Annotated in this window: 16 protein-coding genes; 7 read left to right on the top strand and 9 right to left on the bottom strand. The window is 71.7% G+C overall.

The features are described 5' to 3' along the window. Nucleotides 1–80: 80 nt before the first annotated feature. Together ACFHWT_RS06890 and ACFHWT_RS06885 are read left to right on the top strand one after the other, a co-directional pair. The gene (locus tag ACFHWT_RS06890) at nt 81–971 is read left to right on the top strand and encodes an ABC transporter ATP-binding protein (protein WP_416593733.1); all 891 of its coding nucleotides are present in this window, start codon (nt 81–83) and stop codon (nt 969–971) included. A gap of 71 nt (nt 972–1,042) precedes the next feature. Next, complete coding sequence (locus tag ACFHWT_RS06885) at nt 1,043–1,762, top strand: ABC transporter permease (protein ID WP_416593732.1); 720 nt, start codon at nt 1,043–1,045, stop codon at nt 1,760–1,762. Nucleotides 1,763–1,805: 43 nt separating this feature from the next. On the opposite strand, the gene ACFHWT_RS06880 is transcribed toward ACFHWT_RS06885, so the two are convergent. Beyond that, the gene (locus ACFHWT_RS06880; protein ID WP_416593731.1) at nt 1,806–3,572 is read right to left on the bottom strand and encodes a glycoside hydrolase family 3 protein; all 1,767 of its coding nucleotides are present in this window, start codon (nt 3,570–3,572) and stop codon (nt 1,806–1,808) included. A gap of 91 nt (nt 3,573–3,663) precedes the next feature. On the opposite strand from ACFHWT_RS06880, the gene ACFHWT_RS06875 reads away from it, so the two are divergent. Then, nucleotides 3,664–4,947, top strand: a complete 1,284-nt coding sequence (locus ACFHWT_RS06875; RefSeq protein WP_416593730.1) for a glycosyltransferase — start codon at nt 3,664–3,666, stop codon at nt 4,945–4,947. Here the strand turns inward: ACFHWT_RS06875 and ACFHWT_RS06870 are convergent. From ACFHWT_RS06870 to ACFHWT_RS06860, 3 genes are all read right to left on the bottom strand, one after another. Beyond that, nucleotides 4,880–6,694: a glycoside hydrolase family 15 protein gene (locus ACFHWT_RS06870; RefSeq protein WP_416593729.1), complete on the bottom strand. Its 1,815-nt coding sequence runs from the start codon at nt 6,692–6,694 to the stop codon at nt 4,880–4,882. The two genes, ACFHWT_RS06875 and ACFHWT_RS06870, sit on opposite strands and share 68 nt — an antisense overlap. A gap of 65 nt (nt 6,695–6,759) precedes the next feature. Next, nucleotides 6,760–7,836, bottom strand: coding sequence for a hypothetical protein (locus tag ACFHWT_RS06865; protein ID WP_416593728.1), 1,077 nt, complete (start codon nt 7,834–7,836; stop codon nt 6,760–6,762). Between the two features lie 2 nt (nt 7,837–7,838). Continuing rightward, nucleotides 7,839–8,342 (bottom strand): RNA polymerase sigma factor, encoded by a 504-nt coding sequence (locus tag ACFHWT_RS06860; RefSeq protein WP_416593727.1) that lies wholly within the window; start codon nt 8,340–8,342, stop codon nt 7,839–7,841. Nucleotides 8,343–8,851: 509 nt separating this feature from the next. On the opposite strand from ACFHWT_RS06860, the gene ACFHWT_RS06855 reads away from it, so the two are divergent. Together ACFHWT_RS06855 and ACFHWT_RS06850 are read left to right on the top strand one after the other, a co-directional pair. Continuing rightward, nucleotides 8,852–9,346 (top strand): hypothetical protein, encoded by a 495-nt coding sequence (locus ACFHWT_RS06855; RefSeq protein WP_416593726.1) that lies wholly within the window; start codon nt 8,852–8,854, stop codon nt 9,344–9,346. Nucleotides 9,347–9,543: 197 nt separating this feature from the next. Then, the gene (locus ACFHWT_RS06850; protein ID WP_416593725.1) at nt 9,544–10,323 is read left to right on the top strand and encodes a S1 family peptidase; all 780 of its coding nucleotides are present in this window, start codon (nt 9,544–9,546) and stop codon (nt 10,321–10,323) included. A 73-nt stretch (nt 10,324–10,396) separates the two neighbouring features. Here the strand turns inward: ACFHWT_RS06850 and ACFHWT_RS06845 are convergent, their stop codons facing one another. From ACFHWT_RS06845 to ACFHWT_RS06835, 3 genes are all read right to left on the bottom strand, one after another. Next, complete coding sequence (locus tag ACFHWT_RS06845; RefSeq protein WP_416593724.1) at nt 10,397–12,967, bottom strand: SpoIIE family protein phosphatase; 2,571 nt, start codon at nt 12,965–12,967, stop codon at nt 10,397–10,399. A gap of 137 nt (nt 12,968–13,104) precedes the next feature. Then, nucleotides 13,105–13,299: a phosphatidylethanolamine-binding protein gene (locus tag ACFHWT_RS06840; RefSeq protein WP_123604217.1), complete on the bottom strand. Its 195-nt coding sequence runs from the start codon at nt 13,297–13,299 to the stop codon at nt 13,105–13,107. A 60-nt stretch (nt 13,300–13,359) separates the two neighbouring features. Further along, entirely contained in the window at nt 13,360–15,240 is a 1,881-nt protein-coding gene (locus tag ACFHWT_RS06835; protein ID WP_416593723.1) for an adenylyl cyclase, read from the bottom strand. Nucleotides 15,241–15,523: 283 nt separating this feature from the next. Here ACFHWT_RS06835 and ACFHWT_RS06830 point away from each other — a divergent pair, with 283 nt between their 5' ends. Beyond that, nucleotides 15,524–15,733, top strand: coding sequence for a heavy-metal-associated domain-containing protein (locus tag ACFHWT_RS06830; protein WP_416593722.1), 210 nt, complete (start codon nt 15,524–15,526; stop codon nt 15,731–15,733). Here the strand turns inward: ACFHWT_RS06830 and ACFHWT_RS06825 are convergent. Continuing rightward, nucleotides 15,723–18,014, bottom strand: coding sequence for a heavy metal translocating P-type ATPase (locus ACFHWT_RS06825; protein ID WP_416593721.1), 2,292 nt, complete (start codon nt 18,012–18,014; stop codon nt 15,723–15,725). The two genes, ACFHWT_RS06830 and ACFHWT_RS06825, sit on opposite strands and share 11 nt — an antisense overlap. A 118-nt stretch (nt 18,015–18,132) precedes the next feature. Beyond that, nucleotides 18,133–18,426 carry a metal-sensitive transcriptional regulator gene (locus ACFHWT_RS06820; protein WP_123604214.1) on the bottom strand — a complete coding sequence of 98 codons (294 nt, stop codon included), beginning with the start codon at nt 18,424–18,426 and terminating at the stop codon, nt 18,133–18,135. 123 nt (nt 18,427–18,549) lie between these two features. On the opposite strand from ACFHWT_RS06820, the gene ACFHWT_RS06815 reads away from it, so the two are divergent. After that, nucleotides 18,550–19,137, top strand: coding sequence for a redoxin domain-containing protein (locus tag ACFHWT_RS06815; RefSeq protein WP_416593720.1), 588 nt, complete (start codon nt 18,550–18,552; stop codon nt 19,135–19,137). Nucleotides 19,138–19,158: the final 21 nt, after the last annotated feature.

Here is a 19,158-nt window from a genome sequence, read left to right as displayed (position 1 = left end):
TGGACCGGCGGGAATGTCATCGCGAAGTGGTGACGTGGTCGCACTGACCGGTTGGCGCAGTGAGCGCTGAAATTGACGGCATGTCCACCACACCAGTCATCGAGGTCGAACGCCTCAACGTCTCCTACGGCGACTTCCACGCCGTCAAGGACCTTTCCTTCCAGGTACGCCGGGGCGAGCTGTACGCCCTGCTCGGCACGAACGGGGCCGGAAAGACCTCCGCGCTGGAAACCATCGAAGGTCACCGTACGGCGACCTCGGGGGTGGTGCGGGTCTTCGGGCAGCGCCCCGGTGACCGCGCAGCCGTGCGGCCCAGGATGGGCATCATGCTCCAGGAGAGCGGCTTCTCCCCGGACCTCACCGTGCGGGAATCGGTCCGGCTGATCGGAAAACTCAGTCGGCGGGTCGACCATGTCGACCGGGTGCTCGACCTGGTCGACCTCACCGGTAAGGCCGGCACCCTGGTCGCCCAGCTCTCCGGCGGGGAGAAACGGCGGTTGGATTTCGCCACCGCCGTGTACGGGGCACCGGAGCTGATTTTCCTGGACGAGCCGACCACCGGGCTGGACATCCAGTCCCGCGACGGTCTGTGGGAGGTCATCGACAACCTGCGTACGGACGGGTCGACCGTCGTGCTCACCACGCACTACCTGGAAGAGGCCCAGCAGCGCGCCGACCGGATCGGTCTGATGCACCAGGGCACCCTGCGCCGGGAGGGGACCGTCGCCGAACTGACCCAGTCCCTGCCGGCCGTGATCAGCTTCTCCCTCCCGGGGCCGGCACCGACCCCGGCGCTACCACTGCCGGCGGAGCAGGGCGACGGCGGCGCGCTGCGCATCGAGACCCTCGACCTGCAGCGGGACCTGCACACCCTGCTGCGCTGGGCAGACGACCACGCCGTGCAGCTGCGTGGCCTCGAAGCCGGGCCGACCCGGCTCGACGATGTGTTCCGCGCCGTCGGCACCGAATGAACCCGTCGGCACCGAGTCAACCCGTACCGAATGAACCCGTACCGAATCCTTGAAGGACGGATCGCATCGCCATGCTCTCCATCGCTGTCAGTGAACTGACCCAGATTTTCCGGAACCGGCTCGTACTGGTCACGAGTCTCATCATGCCCGTGGTGGTCAGCGGGTACTTCATCTACCAGCACGAATCATTCGCGGCGCTGGGCAGCCTCGGGTACATCGCGGGGGTGGTGGTGTTCACCGTGGGCGCGTTCGGGCTGTACGCCACGACGGTGACCACGTTGGCCTCCCGCCGGCAGAACCTCTTCCTCAAACGGCTGCGCTCCACCACGGCGAGCGACCCGCAGATCCTCGCCGGACTGCTCACCCCGGCCACCGTCATCGCCCTGTTTCAGGTCACCGGGATCCTGACCGTGCTGGCCGTGGTCACCGGCCAGCCGGCGAACGTCCCGCTGCTGGTGGCGGCCGTCGTCGCGACGACGATCATGCTGATCGGTCTGGGGCTGGCCACCGCAGGGCTGACGAACTCACCCGAGCACGCCCAGGTGACCACGCTGCCGGTCAGCCTCGGCGTCATCGCCGTGATGAGCTGGGTGGGCATCAGCGGCACCGAGGATCTCACCCTGCTCAAGCGGCTGCTCCCCGGTGGCGCGGCCACCGAACTGGTGGTCGACGCCTGGAACGGCGGCGTCGCCGTGACGGACTCGCTGGCCCTGCTGGCACCCACCCTCGGCTGGGTCGTCGTCGCCGTGGCGCTGGCCACCCGGCTGTTCCGCTGGGAACCGCGCCGCTGAGCGCATCCACCAGGGATGCCGCTGACAGCGTATCCACCAGCGATCAGTACGTCAGCCCGTGGCCGTACCGGAACAACGGGGCCGGGTCGTCGAACGGGGCGTCCGGCTGCCCGGCGAGCACGGCCCGTTGGCTGGCCGGCAGATCGACCGGCAGCCGGCCGGTCGGTGCCGGCTCCCCGGCGAGTACGTCGACCAGCGCGGTGTCCTCGACGCCGAAGCTGACCAGCAGCGTGCCGACCCGGTCGGCGAGTGGCGTGAGCACCGCCGGCCGGTCCAGGTAGACGTCCACGACGGTCGGCACCGCCGCCGCGATCGCCAGCACCCGGTCCACCGCGCCCGGCGGGAACTCCAACGGCCCGGCGTGGAAGTACGCCTCGACCGGGCCGGGCCGCCGCTCGTACGGCGCGGCCAGCCGCAGCACTGCCACGTCCGCCTGGCGCGGGTCCGACACCACTGTCCACCTGCCACCCAGCGCGGCGCGCAGCGGGCCTTCGGCGTACACCCGCAGACCGGGGGCGAGCGGCAACCGGGCCGGGCTGTCCGGCGGGGCCTGACGCAGCAGCGTCACGCAGGCCCGCTGGGCGGCCAGTCCGGCGGCGCGGGCCGGCGGGCCACCGACCACCTGCGCGGCGTACTCCGGGTCGACGTAGCGGTGCTCGAACAGGCCGAGCTGCAGCTTGTCGTGCAGGACGCGGCGGGCCGACTCGTCGATCCGGTCCTCGGTGACCTGGCCGCTGCGGACCAGGTCGACGACCAGGTCCGGGCGGGCCTCGCCGCCGAACTGGTCCACCCCGGCGTGCAGCGCGGTCCGCAGCCGCTGCGCCGGTTCGAGGTGTTCGACGCCCCAGGCCCGGGCCGGCCGGGGTCCCCGGAAACAGGCGTCGGTCAGCACCCCCCAGTCGGCGCAGATCACCCCGGTGAAACCCAACTGCTCGCGGAGCAGCCCGGTCACCACCTCGTGGTTGAAGGCGAACGCCACCGGCGGCAGCTCGGTGCCGACCGGCAGCCCGTAGCCGAGCATCACCTGCGCGGCGCCGGCCCGGACAGCCGCCACGAACGGCGCCAGGTGGGCGGCGAGACGACCACCCGGGTAGGCCTGCTCGGCGCCGTACCGAAAATGGGGGTCCTCGCCGGTGCGGACCGGGCCGCCGCCGGGGAAGTGCTTGACCAGCGCGGCGACGCTGTCCGGTCCGAGCGTCGGGCCCTGCAACCCGGACAGGTACGCCACCGTCAGCCGGCTGACCAGCTCCGGGTTCTCGCCGAAGGTGCCCAGCACCCGTGGCCAGCGTGGGTCCGTGGCGACGTCGGCCTGCGGGTGCAGCGCGGCCCGGATGCCGACCGCCAGGTACTCGCGGCGGATGGTGTCGGCGTGCCGCCACACCAGCTCCGGGTCGACGGTGGCGGCCAGGCCCAGCGGTTCCGGCCAGGTGGAGAAGGCGCCGGCCAGCGCCGCCGTGTTGGGGTTGGCGGACCGGGCGTGCCGGGGATCGGTGGAGACCGTCACCGGTACGCCGAGCCGGGTCGACGCGGCCAAATCCTGCAGCTGGTTGTGCCAGCGGGCCAGGTCCGCCGGTGCCGCGACGCCGACCAGGTTGACGTGGTTGATCCGGCGGTGCAGGACGAGGTCCTCGGCGGCGAGCAGCCCGGCGTCGGGGTCGGCGGGGGCGAGGGTGCCACCCGGACCGATGCCGATCATCGGATGGAACAGCAGGCCGGCCTTTTCCGCCAGGTTCATCCGGCCCAGCAGGTCGTCGGCCTGTTGCAGCGGTGGTCGTGGTGGTCGGATGACGGTCGGCTGCTGGGTGGTCACCGGGCCGACGGTAGCGGGGTGAGCGCCGCCGGGTAGGCGGTTCGGCCGGGTTCCGGTGGTTTGTCGGACCGGCTGGCGGGAAAGGTGCGGAATGCCGCGACGACGGGTGCTCGTGTTCAGCATCCCCAACGAGGGACACCTCAACATTCTGAAACGGCTGATCCGCCGGCACCGGGCCGAGGACAGCTTCCGCCTGGTGCTCGTCGACCGGCAGACCACCGCGCCCCGGCTGGGTGACCTGGCCGGGTCGACCGTCGCGGTGCCGGGTTGCCGCGAGTTCCGCAACACCCCGGCGGACCGGGTGTTCGACCGGGCGTACCGGTTGTTCGGCGAATGCCTGGCGGTTGCCCACGCCTACCGCCCCGACCTGGTGCTGTACGACTTCGCCGCGATCGAGGGCGCGCTGGTCGCCCGCCGGCTGGGCGTGCCGGCGTGGTGCTCGGTGCCGGGACTGGTCGGGCCGATGACGGACGCCGGATACCTCCGGCGCTGCCTGACGGCGTCGGCGAACACGGCGGCACTGGACGCTCTGGACCGGCGGTACGGCGTCACGCTCGACCCGGCCGCGGTGGAACTCGTCTCGAACTGTCTGCACCTGCCGGCCGAGCAGAACATCCTCTGGTCGTACCGCACGGTCACGCCGCCCGACTTCCGTGACAACCGCGCGGCCGTCGGCTACCGCTTCGCCGGCTACCTCTCCGACGGCTGGCCGTCCCGGAACCGGCCGGACAGCCAGGACGGCCGGTCCAGAAAGGCTCGACCGGTCATCTACCTCTCCTTTGGCACCGAGGTGCTGGACAACCTCTGGTACGCCGAGCCGGCGCTGGTCGGCGCGCTGCGCCGGTGCGTCGCCGGCCTGGCCCGGCACTGGTCCTCGGACGACCTGACGGTGGTCTTCCCGACCCGGGGCCGCCGGATTCTGGACCGGTACCCGGCGAACTGGGTGATCCGGCACGCCGTCGACCAGCAGCGGGTGCTCAGCCGGGCCGACGTGTTCGTCACCCACGGTGGCAGCAACAGCTTCCACGAGGCGATCATCGCCCGGGTACCGATGGTCGTCGTGCCGTTCTTCGGCGATCAGCCGCTGGTCGCCCGGCAGGCGGCCCTGCTCGGCATCGGGATCAACCTCGACGCGGGTGCCCGCACCGGGCGGGACGCCGCGTACCGGCTGCTGGACGTCGGCTGTGCCGACCGGATCGCCGCCGCGGTGTGGCGGGTTCTCGACGACCGGCGGTACCGGGCGAGCCTCGCCGGCCTGGACCTGACGGCAGTTGCCGCGTTGCCGCCGCCGGCCGACGACCGCCCGGTCACCCGGCGGGTGGGCCCGGTGGTCGCGAAACCTCTCCGGTCCGGGACAGCGTCCACGCCGCGTTGATCAGACCGATGTGCGACAGCCCCTGCGGGAAGTTGCCGATCAGGCCGCCGTCGCGGCGGTCCACCTCCTCGGCGAGCAGACCGAGATCGTTCGCGCACGCGGTGGCCGCCTCGAAGACCTGGCGGGCCCGGTCGTGCCGGCCGGCCAGCGCGAGGGCCTCGGCCAGCCAGTAGGAGCAGATCAGGAAGGCTCCTTCGTCCTCGCCGCCGGTCCATCGCTGGACCAGGCCGTGGTGGGTCAGGTCCGCCTCGATGGCGTCGATCGTTGCGACCACCCGGTGGTCGGTGCCGGGCAGGAAACCCATGATCGGCATGATCAGGACGCCGGCGTCGAGATGGTCGGAGCCGAACGCACCGGTGAACGCCTGGCGCTGGTCGCTCCATCCCTGGTCGAGGATCGCCGCCCGGATCCGTTCCCGGGTCCGGTGCCAACGGTCGACGTCACGCTCGGCGTGCAGCGCCGGCGCCAGCCCGATGGCCCGGTCCAGCGCCACCCAGCACATCAGCTTCGAGGTGAGGTAGTGGCGTTCGCCCTCCCGACCCTCCCAGATCCCGGAATCCGGCTCGGACCAGGTGCGGCAGGCCCGTTCGGCGAGACCACGGAGCAGATGTACGGTGCCCGCCGACAGGCCGCCGAGCCGGTCGCGCAGAATCCAGGCACCGTGCAGCACCTCGCCGAGCACGTCGAGCTGCCGCTGCCGCCAGGCGTCGTTGCCGACCCGTACCGGCGCAGAGCCCCGGTAGCCGCGCAGGTGCTCCAGATCGTGCTCGGTCAGGTCCCGCTCGCCACCGACCCCGAACATGATCGGTACCGGCTGGTCGGCGGGCAGCTCACCGACCGAGTCGGCGATCCAGTCGAAGAACCGGTGCGCCTCGTCGGGGCAGGCGGCCACCCACAGCGCCTGCATGGTGAACGCCCCGTCGCGCAGCCAGGCGTACCGGTAGTCCCAGTTCGCGCCGCCGCCGACCTCCTCGGGCAGCGAGGTGGTAGGCGCCGCCACCACCGCACCGGTCGGCTGGTAGGTCAGCGCCTGCAGCACCAGCGCGCTACGCCGTACCTGCTCCTGGTAGAGCCCTTGGTAGCTGTGGTGCTCGTCGGCCCAGGACCGCCAGCCGGCGACGGTGTCGTCCACGCCGCAGCGCCGGTCGTCGGCTGGCGGCGTGGTGTCGTCGGCGCGTAGGTGCCGCAGCGCGAACCGTACGGTCTGCCCGGCGGTGAGGGTGAGCCGGCCGGCGATCCGATCCACCCCGGCGGACAGTTGGGCCGGCAGCGGGTCGCCGGTCAGGATCAGCCGGTCGCTGCCGCCGACCAGCTCGATCCGCTCGTCGTCGCCGGTCACCACCGGGACGACCCGGCCATACTCGGGCCGCACCACCAGGTCGACGTCGACCTGCACGGTGCCGGAGAGGACGTCGACCCGGCGCAGCAGCACGTGCGGCGAGCCCTCGCCGATGCGGTGGCCGCGTTCGCCGGGGCCGAGGGCCAGCGCGTCGGTGAGCCGCAGCTCGCCGTCGGCGGTCCGGAAGTCGGTCTGCAGCACCATCGTGTCGGCCAGGTAGCGGCGGGCGGTGCGGTGCCCGTCGACCGGGGTGATGGACCAGTGCCCGGCGCCGGGGTCGAGCAGCCGGGCGAAGACGCTCGGCGCGTCGAACCGGGCCGGGCACCACCAGTCGACGGAGCCGTCCGCGGACAGCAACGCCGCTCCCTGGCAGTCACTCAGCAGCCCGTAGCTGGCGATGTCGGGCATCGTCACCGGGTACCCGCCCGCCGAAGGTTCATGCCGGCCGTCCGGGGCGGGTACCCGGTGACGGGTCAGTCGGCCGGTTCGGCGCCGAGTCGACCGACCCGGCCGGAGCGCAGGAACACCAGGTAGTAGGTGACCGTGCCGGCCGCTGCATGGTCGTCGGCGGGTAGGGCCACCCGCTCGTAGGTGAGCAGCCGACCGGTGGCGGTGTCGATGACGGCGGTGTCCCGCACCGGTCGGCCGTCCATCTCACCGGTCGCGCTGACCGCGACGCCGGATCGGCCGGCCCGGTCCAGCACTGGGCCGTGGGTGACCAGCTCCGCGTCGGCGAGGACGGCCAGGGCGGCGGCCCGCTGGGCCGGGGACAGGTCGTGGAATCGGTAGAGGCCGACCACCGCCCGCAGCGCGGCCTGCGGGCCTTCGTGCATCGGCTGCTCCTCGGCGAGCTGGCCGGCCAGCACCGTCCGGTCGGCGGCGGGATCGGGTACGGCGACACCGAGCGCGCCGGGCGGGTACTCGACCACCTCGGCTGTCCGGTTCGGCTCCGCCGGGTCGACCCGGGTCTCCTGCCCGGACCGGTCGGCGGCCCACCACAGTCGCCGGTCGTACGCTCCGCCATCCTGCCCGGTCGCGGGATCGTCGCGCCACCAGGCCCGAAGATGGACGTAGGTGTAGCGACCGATGGTGACGAGTTGGTCCGGTGCCGGCCGGTCCAGCGAGTGGACGTGCTGGGCGATCGCCGCCAACTGGTGGCGGGCCGGGGCGGTGCCCGGGCTGGTGGTCAGCGGCAACGGTTGCCTCGGGTCGGCGAGGACCGGGCCGGTGGCGTCCGACCCGACCGGGTCCGATCCGGTCGGACCGGGCACGCCGTACGGGCGGACGACCTCGATCCCGACGATCAGCAGCATCACCAGAACGACCGCAGGGACCACGACCCGCCACAGCCTGGGCCGCCACGGCTGCGGTCGCCACCGCCAGCGGGTCGATTCCTGCGCCGACTGACGCTGGTGTGCAAGGGCTATGAGGTCCGTGACGTCGATCTCCGGTGGCGGCGGAACCCGGCCCTGCCTGGGCAGCAGCGCCCGGACGGCCAGCTGCACCATCTCGTCGCGGCGGAATTCGTCCTCGGCCGGCTCCTGATCCATGCTCAGTCCTTTCCTCGTTCGGCCGGGGTGCGGCGGGTACGCCGGCCCTGCACCTCGTCCCGGAGCTTGTGCAACGCGCGGCGGGTCCGGTGCAGCGACCGCCGTACCGCCGCCGGGCTCATTCGCAACATGGCGGCGATGTCGGCCGTGCTGACGCCGTAGCTGGTCAGCAGCAGGCACTCCCGGTCCTTGGCGCTGAGCCGTCGACCGAGCCGGGCCACGTCCTGACGCAGTACGCTGGCGTCCGAGTCGCGGTCATTGCTGACCACCAGGGTCAGCGCGGTGGTACGCCAGGTCTGCCGGCTGCGATGGCCCTCGTCCAGACGTTTCTCGGCGAGTCGCCGAGCCACCCGGTAGAGCCATACCCTCGGATGCCGGATCTGGCGACCGTCCCGACGGTGCAGCCATGCCCTGACGAATGTCTCCTGCAGAAGATCTTCGGCGACTCTGGTGTCCTCGAGGCGCTGAAACAATACCGTCCACAGCAGCGCATGATGCTGACTCACCTGTTCCCCGAGCCATGCATCGAGCTCTGCCGCATCCTCTGCATCCACAATGCTCCTCGGTGCTCGTTCCAGTGACGTCGTCGCAATCGGGGGTGCCGGTGCCGGCATCCGTCATATAAGAGGCGTCAGCGTGCCAGATCGTGCCCGATGATTTTTGTTGATCATGGTCAATTGTTCCAGGATGTGGAACATGAGAAAGTCGCGCTTTGCGTGGTGGTGGTTGCCGGCCGGAAGTTGCAGCTCACTCTGGGTCGGAGAAACGCGACTGAAGCTCATTTATTTACTGGCGCAGATATGGTGATCTCGCTGGTCGGTTGGCTATCGTCAACGGTGTCGTGTCGCAAAGTTCCTGACTGAGCACTGAGGGTGACGGCGGCATCGTCGGTGCCCCCAATCCACTGCTGGACCGCCCCACGGACCAACTGGAGCCCGCCATGACGCAACGCATTCGGATCCGTCACCTGAGCTCTCACCCGAGCCCAAACCGGGGCCTTCGCCGGAGCCGGCGGTTGACGTCCGCCGTACTGGCCGTCGCCGTGCTGGCCACCGGACTGCAGCCCGGCGTCGCCGCCGCCAGCCCTGCCAACGTCCAGTCCCGGGTGGACGCCTACCTGACGGCCCACCCCGGCGGCGTCCAGATCAATAGGACCGACATCGCCTACTCCGGCGGGGTGTTCATCGTCAGCGTGGCCCGCATCGCCGACGTCGGGCTACTTGCCGGACCGGACTGCCCCGGCGGCTGGTTCTGCTTCTACGACGGCACCAACTACACCTATCCGCGGGGTCGGCTCAGCGACTGCGGATGGCAGGACCTCGGCCATTGGGGGTGGCGCAATCGGACCGAGTCCGTGCACTACAACGTCAGCTACGGCAGCACCACGTTCCTCGACGAGACCGGCCCGACCGACACCAAACTCTTCGTGGTCGACACGGCCCGCCGGACCGTGCCCGACGTCTCACCGCACCGCAATCGGGCCGACTATGTCTACCGCGCGTGCACCTGAGGGGACCATTGCGTCACGACCGAACGGTGAGTCGGTATCGCCGTCGCGTTGTGACGGACAGATGTAGGGAAATGTCCATGTCCTATGGTCGGCGGGCCGACCTAGCGTCGAGAGTCCAACGTCCGCTGCCCGCCGGCACCGGTGCCGCCCAGCCTGCGACCCGGTCGTCCGGCGCGGCCATCCGACAAGGAACCACTGTGTCCCGTACTCTCGCCTCCCGCCTGGCCACGGCGGCGCTCGCGCTGGCCGTGACGGCCGGCCTCGGCCTGGCCACGGCCGGGCCGGCCGGTGCCGTCGCCAACGGCAAGGTCGTCCCTGACGGCAAGTACCAGTTCTCGGTGAAGTTGACGATGACCGGGATCCCGACGGCCGACGGCGGCCGCCGCAACAGCGCCTGCTCCGGAGCCCTGATCCACCCGCAGTGGGTGGTCACCGCCGGGCACTGCTTCCGGGACGTCGACGGCGTACGGGTCGAACGCCCGGTCGCCGACCTGACCACCGCGACGGTCGGCCGGGCGGACCTCACCGGCGACGGCGGTCAGGTCGCCACGGTGATCGCGGTACGCCAGTCGCCCACCAACGACCTGGCGCTGGCAAAGCTGGACCAGCCGGTACGCGGCATCAAGCCGATCTCCCTGGCCCACCGGCCGCCGCGGGTCGGTGCCATCGTTCGGCTCACCGGATACGGCGCCGATACGTCGGTCGACCCGGTGCCGTCGACCGTGCTGCGCACCGGGCTGTTCGCCGTCACCGAGGTCGCCGACTCGACCATCGGCGTGACTGGCCGGTACCCGCACCCGGACACCAGTGCCTGCCCGTACGACTCCGGTGCCCCGTACTTCGTCGAGCGGGGTCGCCGCGGTCCAGCGCTGGTGTCGGTGGAGAGTTTCGGCCCGGACTGCCCGCACTCCGACGTCGAGACGACGTCGCGGGTCGACAACATCGCCGACTGGATCCGCCAGGCGCTCCGGAACTGACCACCGCTCCGGAACTGACCACCGCTCCGTGGTCGACCACCCGCCCCGGTGGTCGACCACGGGGCGGCACCGACTACTGACCGGGCAGGGTGATGGTCACCCGGGTGCCGGCATTGGAGAGATCGAGCACCAGCCGGCGGGCCATCCGATTGATCAGATCGAGCCCACGCCCCCGGTCGGACCCGTCGTGCGAGTGGCCCCGCCAGTGCCCCCGGTCGGTGACCTCGACCCGGACCTGCTGCCGGTCCAGCAGCATCACCTGCAACGCGACCGGGCCGTCCGGACGCCCGTGGTAGGCGTGCTCCAACGAGTTGATCAGGGCCTCGTTGCAGGTGGCCAGCAGCGCGTCGACCTGATCCGGTGTCAGGTCGTTGCCGGCGGACCAGTCCCGCAGCGCCCGGCGCGCGGCGGACAGGTCGGCAGGGGAGGTCAGGGTCAGCCGCAGTACCGGGGAGCCGTCCGTGCCGGTCGGCAGCCCGTCCAGATGGACGCAGGCCACCACCGTGTCGTCGGTGATCACCTGGCCGTCGGTCATCGCGTCCAACAGCCGGTCACACCAGACCTGCGGCTCGGTGCCGGACAACCCGGCGGCGGCCCGGCCGAGCCGGTCCAACCCGGCGTCGATCACCTGGTTGCGCCGCTCGACCAGGCCGTCGGAGTACCAGACCAGCATCGCCGAGTCGGGGACCGCGATCTGGGCCTGGGTCCGGGGCTGCGCGGTCAGCCGTAGCGGCAGCGACCGGGCGTCGGTCAGGTAGCGGCTGACCCCGCCGGCCACCAGCAGCGGCGGCAGATGACCGGCGCAGGCGTAGGTGAGCACCCGGTCGGTGGGGCTGTACTCGGCGTACCCGACGGTCGCGAAGTCGGCCCCGTCGATCGTCTGGCAGGCGGTGTCCAGCGCCTCCAGCACCTCGACCGGTGACGCACCGGTCTGCGCCACCGAGCGCAGCGACTGCTGCAGCCGGCCCATCGTGATCGCCGACGACAACCCGTGGCCGACGACATCCCCGACCGCGATACCCACCCGGTTGCCGGGCAGTTCGAATACGTCGTACCAGTCGCCGCCGACGTCGCGGCCGTGCTCCGCCGGCCGGTAGCACACGGCGGCCGTGACGCCCGGCAGGTCGGGCGAGATCTGCGGCAGCAACGCCCGTTGCAACTGGTGCGCGGCGGCGTGCTCGGATTCGTACAACGCTGCCCGGTCGACGGCCTGACCGGCGAGTTCGGCGATGGTACGGGCGATCGAAACCACCTCCGGGGTGATCGCGTCGTCCCGACGGAACGCGAACGCCAGCGCACCGAGGCACCGGTCGCCGACCTTGACCGGCACCGCCAGCAGGCTGCGGGTGCCGGTCCGGGCATGAGCGTCGGCGAGTACCGGGTAACGCGCGTCCAGCGCCGCCAGGGTCGGCAGTTGGACCGGCCGGCCGGTCCGGATCACATCCACGACCGGCAACTGGTCCGACCCGTCGAGCGGGAACGTGGCGAAGCCGCCGACGACCTGTTCGGCGAGGGCCGCCGTCGGCCAGCTGCGGATCGAGCTGCCGGCCTGATCGGTGAGCGCCACCGCGCCGTGGTCGGCGACCAGGCCGACGCCCCGGTCGACCAGCACCCGGATCACCTGGTCGGACGTGGCGGCGGTGGCCAGCCCGGCGGTGACGTCCTGCAGCGCCTGCAACCGCTGGCGGGCGGCCACCTCACGACGTGACTCGGCTTGCGCCCGGTCCCGCTCCGCCACCGCGATCGCCAGCGCCCAGGCACCGAGCACCACCACCGCCAGGTAGATCTGCAGCGATGCCGCCTCCAACCGGGGCTGACCGGCCAACACCGACCACGGTCCGTGTCCGGCGGCGCTGAGCAGGTTCGCGACGAACGCCATTACGAACCCGGCGGCCCCGATGGTCGCCACCCGTCCCCGGAAGCCGACCGCGAGCAGCACCGGCACCGGCAGGTAGGACAGCGGCACCTCCCGGGGCCAGAAACCGATGACGGTCAACGCTGCGGTGCCGGCCAACGCCGTACCGCCCCGCACCAGCTGCCACGGTCGGACCCGGCTGCGGACCGCGTCGAGACCGACCAGGGCGGCACCGAGGGTGAGCACCGCGAGCCCGTCACCGGCCCAGAACCGGCCCAACGCCGGCCACCAGGCGCCGCCGGTGCCGACCGCGCTGGTCGTGGCCCCGATCACCGCGCCGACCAACGGGCCGATGCCCACCGGGTAGAGCAGGAACGCTGCCGCGTCGCGGTACCGGGTCAGGTCGATCCGGCCTGGCCGCAGCCATCGCAGCCCAGCGGCACCGACCAGCGGTTCGACGACGTTGGTCAGCGCGAAGCCGAGTGCGGTCAGCGGGCCGAGCCCTTGCCACAGGTTGATGCCGAACTCGGTGAGACCGACGGCACCGAGGATCCACGGCCAGTGCCGGCGGCGGGTCAGCACCAGCGCCCCGAGGGTCACCCCGGCCGGCGGAAAGAACACGGCACCGACGGCCGAGGCGTGGAACAGCAGCCAGGCGCAGCCGGAGCCGAGCGCGTACGCGGCGGCGACGCAGAGCGCGATCAGCGCAGACCGGCCCAGTTGCCCGGCCGGGCCCGGCTGCCCGGCCTGGTCCCGCCGACGTGCCGGCTCGCCGGCGACCTGTGTCAAAACTGTCAACCTCCCCGGTCGCGCACCAAGGAGATCTCTCACGGTGCGCACCGGGAAATAATGACAGCGTCGACCGCCGTTCGGCTCACAGGTGCCGGCGACGCCAGTCGGTCCCCTCGCCGGTCACCGCCGGCGGCCTAGGACCGTTCCCCTTTCGGGCCGAGACCCCGTTCGGTACGCAGCACGCCTTGGCGGTCGGCCTGCTCCTGCAGGATCTCGTTGGCGAGTTCGTCGGCACCCGCGTCGTTCGCCGTACCCGAGTTCTCCAGATCCTTGCGCAGCCGGGCGCGCTGGTTGTCGTACCCCTTGCTGCCTGGTCGTTTCCCCGACATCGTGCCTCCTCGCGATGACCTGTCCGACTCGATGTGGCCGTTCGACCGGACGGGTACCCGTTACGGCACCGGGTACTCGACCAGGTAGACCGGTGCGCCGACCCGGGTCGTGTCGGCTGCCTCACCGATCCCGTTGACCACGTGGTCGATGGCGCCCGCGCTGAGGTTGACGGTCATGATGTGCCGCAGCCGTACGCCGGGACGGTGCGGCACCTCGAAGCCGTTGCGGGTGCGGATCGACGGGTCGTTCTGGTTGAACACGTACACCCCGCCGCCGTACAGCTGGTGGTGCCGCACGTGGTCGGCGACCTTGTAGCCGGCCCAGCCGGGGATGTCGCCGTTCATCCAGTCGGCCTGGCTCGGCGGGTCGTACGGCAGCTCGTTCTGGTAAAGGACCGTGGTGCCGTGATCGCCGTTCCAGACCGTGTTGTACCGCTGGAAGTGCTCGACGAACAGCCCGGTCGCGGCCACGTGGTCACCGTTGACCACGACGCCGTACCGTCCGGTGTTGGTGTGCCAGCGGTCGGTGTCACCGTTGACGCCCTCGGTGAACCCTTCGACTCCATGATCGGCCCGCCACACCCAGGTGTGGTCGATCAGCACGTGGTCGCTGTTGATCTGCAACGCGGTGTCGGTCCGGCCGATGTGCGGGCCGCCGACCCGGAAGTACACGTCCGACAGGGTGACCGGGTTGCGCGGCGTACTCAGGTTGCGGCCGTGTTCGCGGCCGACCCGCAGCAGGACCGGCGACTCGGTCTGGCCGGCGTCGATCGTCACCCCGGCGACCACCACGCCGGGTACGCCGGCGACCTCGAGCGGTACGGCTCCGTCGCGGGCGGTCAGCGTGGCGTGTCCGATGCCCAGCACGACCGTGTCCGGTCGGCGGACCTTGATGCTGCGGGCGACGTCGTAGACGCCGGGGGTGAGCAGCAGGTGGCGGCCCCGGGCGAGGTGGCTGTTGATCACGTGCACCGGGTCGGCCGGGGTGGCGACGAAGAAGTCGCGGATCGACAGCGTACGGCCCGGTGTCAGGCCGGCGCCCCAGGAGATGCCGCTGCTGTCGCGCTGCACGGCCGGTACTCGGACCTGGTACGCCCCGCGCCGGTCGACGAACAGGTACGGCTTCTCCCGCCGCACCGGCGTCGTGTCCAGGGTGGTGTACGGCGGGTCGGGGAACGCCGCGTCGTCCGGTGCTCCGACGACGCCGGCGAAGACCTGGTTCCACACGCCGTTCGACCAGCTGCCGATCTCGCTGTTGCGGGTCAGCCACTGCTGCTGGGAGCCGTTGGTGACGTCCGGCAGCCGGGAGTCGGCGATGAACCCGCCGCTGGCGTACTGCGGCCCGGCCGTGCAGTAGTCCATCAACGACAGGCCGCCGCCGCTGACGTCCACCCGGCGCATCGAGACCGCCTGGGACACCGCCCAGAAGTTCGCCGTCGACCGGCACTCGTCCTGCCCGGTCGGGTCGATGCGCAGCGACAGGTTGGACAGCGTCCGCCAGAAGTTGACCAGGGCGATGCAGTTGCCGGTGCCGCCGTCGGTCAGGCAGCGGTTGTACGCCTCGATCTTGCCGGTGATCACCACGTCGGTGGGGCTGGCGCCGAGGCCGGAGATCTCGGTGTAGTACCCGGCCCGGATGTGCAGCGGCTGCTCTGCGGTGCCGTAACTACCGGGTCGGAAGAGGAACGCGTACCGCTGCCGGCCCATCTCGTTGTCGACCTGCCGGGTGTACGCGGCGTCCAGCCGGGCCTGGATCTCGTCGACCGGCATGCCCGGGTGGAAGACCGTGACGTGTGGGCCGAGGTCGGTCCGGTCCGGCCGGTGCGGTGGGCCGGCGGTGGCGGTGGCGCTGGTCAGGCCGGCGGCCGCGGTCGTCACGACCAGGCCGAGTGCGAGGCTGCCGGCGGTCCGCCGGAACTGGCCGGGGTGTCGTCGGATCATCGGATTCCTTCCGGTCACGCCGGTGGCAGCTGCCCCGGGCGCGGCGTGGGGTGGGGGTGGGGTCGGTCAGAGCGGTGTGAGAGCGCTCTCTCAATATCGCCCGACGACACCCACAGGTGCCGTCGGGGAATGATCTGTTTCTACCCGCTGGATCGGTCTTTGGCTATGGGGCGCTGGCCAGTCGCCGGCCTACGGCGGTTCCGGATCCGCCAACATACGCATTCCCGGTAGGGGTAAGCTCGGCGGTCGAGTCGGATCGGAACGAGTCGCGAAGGAGAGACCGATGGCGGTCAGCACCTACACAGTGCAGGGGATGACCTGCAGCCACTGCGTCGGTTCGGTGTCCACCGAGATCGGCGGGATCGCCGGGGTCACCGAGGTGGACGTCGACCTGGCCACCGGCCGGGTCACCGTCACCAGCGATCAGCCGGTCAGCGACCAGGCGGTGGCCGCCGCCGTCGAGGAGGCCGGCTACGAGCTGGTCAGCGGCTGACCGCGACCGGCCGGAACCGGCGCAGCCGCAGACTGTTGGCGACCACGAACGCCGACGACATCGCCATCGCCGCACCCGCGATCATCGGGTTGAGCAGGCCCGCCGCCGCCAACGGCAGCGCCGCGACGTTGTAGGCGAACGCCCAGAACAGGTTGCCCTGGATCGTCCGTAGGGTGCGGCGGGCCAGCCGGACGGCGTCGACGGCGGCGGTGAGGTCGCCCCGCACCAGGGTGAGATCGGCGGCCTCGATGGCCGCGTCGGTGCCGGTCCCCATCGCCAGGCCGAGATCGGCCTGGGCCAGGGCGGCGGCGTCGTTCACCCCGTCACCGACCATCGCGACCACCCGACCACCGGCCTGCAGCCGCTTGACCGCGTCCACCTTGTCGGCGGGCAGCACCCCGGCGATCACCTCGTCGACCCCCACCTCGGCGGCGACCGCCCGGGCGACGGTGGCGTTGTCCCCGGTGAGCAGGACCGGGGTGAGTCCGAGCCGACGCAGCGCGTCGATCGCCGGCCGGCTGGTCGACTTGACCCGGTCGGCGACGGCCAGCACGCCCCGGGCCCGGCCGTCCCAGCCGACCATGACCGCGGTCCGGCCGGCGGCCTCGGCGGCGGTCATCCTGGCTGCCAGCGCCGCGTCCACGGTCAGGCCGCCGTCGGTCAGCAGCGCCGGCCGCCCGACCAGCACGGTACGCCCGCTGACGGTGCCGCGTACGCCCAGTCCGTGCCGGCCGGCGAAGTCGGTCACCGCTGGTAGCGGCCCGACCCGTTCGGCGGCGGCTCCGGCGATCGCCCGGCCGATCGGGTGTTCCGAGCCGGCCTCGACCGCACCGGCCAGCCGGAGCAGTTCGTCGGGGTCCGGGTCTGCGCCGTCGACCAGCACGTCGACCAGCGTCATGGCGCCGGTGGTGACCGTGCCGGTCTTGTCCAGCAGCACGGTGTCCACCCGACGGGTGGACTCCAGCACCTCCGGGCCTCTGATCAGCACGCCGAGCTGGGCACCGCGTCCGGTGCCGACCAGCAGCGCCGTCGGGGTGGCCAGGCCGAGCGCGCACGGGCAGGCGATGATCAGTACGGCGACCGCTGCGGTGAACGCCATGGTGGCCCCGCCCCCGGTGGCGAGCCAGTAGCCGAGGGTGCCGACAGCGAGCGCGATGACGATCGGTACGAAGACGCCGGAGATTCGGTCGGCCAGCCGTTGCGCCGCCGCCTTGCCGGCCTGCGCCTGCTCCACCAGCCGGGCCATCTGGGCGAGCTGGGTCTCGGCGCCGACCCGGGTGGCCGTCACCACCAGCCGGCCGCCAGCGTTGACGGTGGCGCCGACCACCGGGTCGCCGGGGGCGACCTCGACCGGCACCGACTCGCCGGTGACCATGCTGGCGTCGACCGCCGAGGTGCCCTCGGTCACCACGCCGTCGGTGGCGATCTTCTCGCCGGGCCGGACGACGAACCGGTCACCCACCGCGAGCCGGTCGACCGGGATCCGGGTCTCCGCGCCGTCGCGCAGTACGGCGACGTCCCGGGCACCCAGCTCGAGCAGGGCCCGCAGCGCCGCACCGGCGCGGCGCTTGGCCCGGCTCTCGAAGTAGCGGCCGAGCAGGATGAACACGGTCACCCCGGCGGCGACCTCCAGGTAGATGTTGGCGGCGGCCATGCCCCGGTCGACGGACAGGCTGAACGGGTGGGTCATGCCGGGGGTGCCGGCGGTGCCGAAGAACAGCGCCCACAGCGACCAGCCGAGAGCGGCGAGGGTCCCCATCGAGACCAGGGTGTCCATGGTCGCCGCGCCGTGCCGCAGATTCGTCCAGGCGGCCCGGTGGAACGGCAGGCCGCCGTAGACCACCACCGGGACGGCCAGCACCAGACTGACCCACTGCCAGTAGGTGAACTGCCAGGCGGGTACCATCGCCAGGGCGACCACCGGCACACTGAGCACCAGCGCGACCCAGAGCCGGGTACGCAGCGTACCGAGGTCGTCGGAGACGGCCGGCCGGTCGGTGCCCGCCGATCCGTCGGCGTCCCGACCCGTCGGCGGCGCAGCGGGCAGCTCGGCGGTGTAACCGGTACGGCGTACGACGTCGACCAGCTCGTCGGCGGTCACGGTCGGATCCTCGACGGTGACGCTGGCCTTCTCGGTGGCGAAGTTCACCGTCGCGGTTACCCCGTCGATCCGGTTGAGCTTCTTCTCGATCCGCGCCGCGCAGGACGAGCAGGTCATCCCACCGATGCTCAGTTCGATCCGGGTCGCCGTCGTGGGCCGGCCCGCCCCGGTGCTGCTCATGCCGTCCTCCTCGCCCGCGGTGCTGGCGGGATCCTCGTCCGCTGTGCTGGCGGGACCTACCATACCCCTAGGGGGTAATTCGCAAGCCGTCCGGTGTCGTTGAGCGGATGTGACGAGGTCAACCGCGCTTCATCAGCCGACCGATCGCCGCCATCATCTCGGCGGCCATCTCGTCCGCGCGGCCCTCGGCGGATCCCTCCTGCATGCAGTGCCGGGCGTGCCCGTCCAGTAGGCCGAGGGCGACCTTGTCCAGGGCCGCCTGGATGGCGGAGATCTGGGTCAGCACGTCGATGCAGTACCGATCGTCGTCGACCATCCGCTCGATACCGCGTACCTGTCCCTCGATGCGGCGCAGCCGGGCCTGGAGCTGGTCCTTGGACGCGGTGTAGCCGCGGGTGGTCTGGCTGGTCATCTCCGTAGGCTAGCAACCCCCAGGGGGTATCTGCGAGAAACGAGCCGGCGAACGGGTACGGTTACCGGAACATCGTCGGACGTCGGATGTCGGGACGGAGCGGACATTATGCGGGTGCGGTCGATGATCATCAGCCTCGTCGTCGCCGGCTCGGTGGCGTTGGCCGGCTGCGGCGCTCCGGCCGACGGGGAGGGCACGTCGCCGTCCGGCGGGGACGGGACCGGTGTCAGCGCGCCAGCCGGGGACACCGCCCCCGAAACCGGTGCAGACACCGACAGCGGCACAGATTCCGACAGCGGCGGCGCCAGCGCCAGCCATGCCTTCACCGCCGACACCCTGGCCGGCGACACCTTCGACGGGCGCAGCCTGGCCGGAAAACCGGCGGTGCTGTGGTTCTGGGCGCCGTGGTGTCCCACCTGCCTCGGTCAGGCCGCCCAAGTCAACTCACTGGCCGCCGACTACGCCGACACCGCCAGCGTGGTCGGCGTGGCCGGGCTCGACGGGGTGCCGGCCATGCACGACTTCGTCGAGCTGGCCAAGCTCTCCGGCTTCCCGCAACTGGCCGACGAGCAGGGCGCGGTGTGGCGGCACTTCGAAATTACCGCACAGAGCACCTTCGTCGTCCTCGACGCCGACGGCGAAGTCGTCGACAAGGGACATGTCGACGTCGACTCGCTGCCCGGCACCCTCGACCGGCTGCTGGCCGGATAGCCGGCCCGGCCACCGACCGCA

This window comes from Micromonospora sp. LOL_021 (assembly GCF_048060215.1).
In the GTDB taxonomy this organism is placed as follows: domain Bacteria; phylum Actinomycetota; class Actinomycetes; order Mycobacteriales; family Micromonosporaceae; genus Micromonospora_E.
This window is presented reverse-complemented; position numbering and strand designations above follow the sequence as displayed.

Coding starts and splice junctions, on each gene's coding strand:
- ACFHWT_RS06885 (WP_416593732.1), top strand. CDS start 1,043: ATGCTCTCCATCGCTGTCAGTGAACTGACCCAGATTTTCCGGAACCGG.
- ACFHWT_RS06865 (WP_416593728.1), bottom strand. CDS start 7,836: ATGGATCAGGAGCCGGCCGAGGACGAATTCCGCCGCGACGAGATGGTG.
- ACFHWT_RS06815 (WP_416593720.1), top strand. CDS start 18,550: ATGATCATCAGCCTCGTCGTCGCCGGCTCGGTGGCGTTGGCCGGCTGC.
- ACFHWT_RS06820 (WP_123604214.1), bottom strand. CDS start 18,426: ATGACCAGCCAGACCACCCGCGGCTACACCGCGTCCAAGGACCAGCTC.
- ACFHWT_RS06825 (WP_416593721.1), bottom strand. CDS start 18,014: ATGAGCAGCACCGGGGCGGGCCGGCCCACGACGGCGACCCGGATCGAA.
- ACFHWT_RS06875 (WP_416593730.1), top strand. CDS start 3,664: ATGCCGCGACGACGGGTGCTCGTGTTCAGCATCCCCAACGAGGGACAC.
- ACFHWT_RS06870 (WP_416593729.1), bottom strand. CDS start 6,694: ATGCCCGACATCGCCAGCTACGGGCTGCTGAGTGACTGCCAGGGAGCG.
- ACFHWT_RS06840 (WP_123604217.1), bottom strand. CDS start 13,299: ATGTCGGGGAAACGACCAGGCAGCAAGGGGTACGACAACCAGCGCGCC.
- ACFHWT_RS06835 (WP_416593723.1), bottom strand. CDS start 15,240: ATGATCCGACGACACCCCGGCCAGTTCCGGCGGACCGCCGGCAGCCTC.
- ACFHWT_RS06830 (WP_416593722.1), top strand. CDS start 15,524: ATGGCGGTCAGCACCTACACAGTGCAGGGGATGACCTGCAGCCACTGC.
- ACFHWT_RS06890 (WP_416593733.1), top strand. CDS start 81: ATGTCCACCACACCAGTCATCGAGGTCGAACGCCTCAACGTCTCCTAC.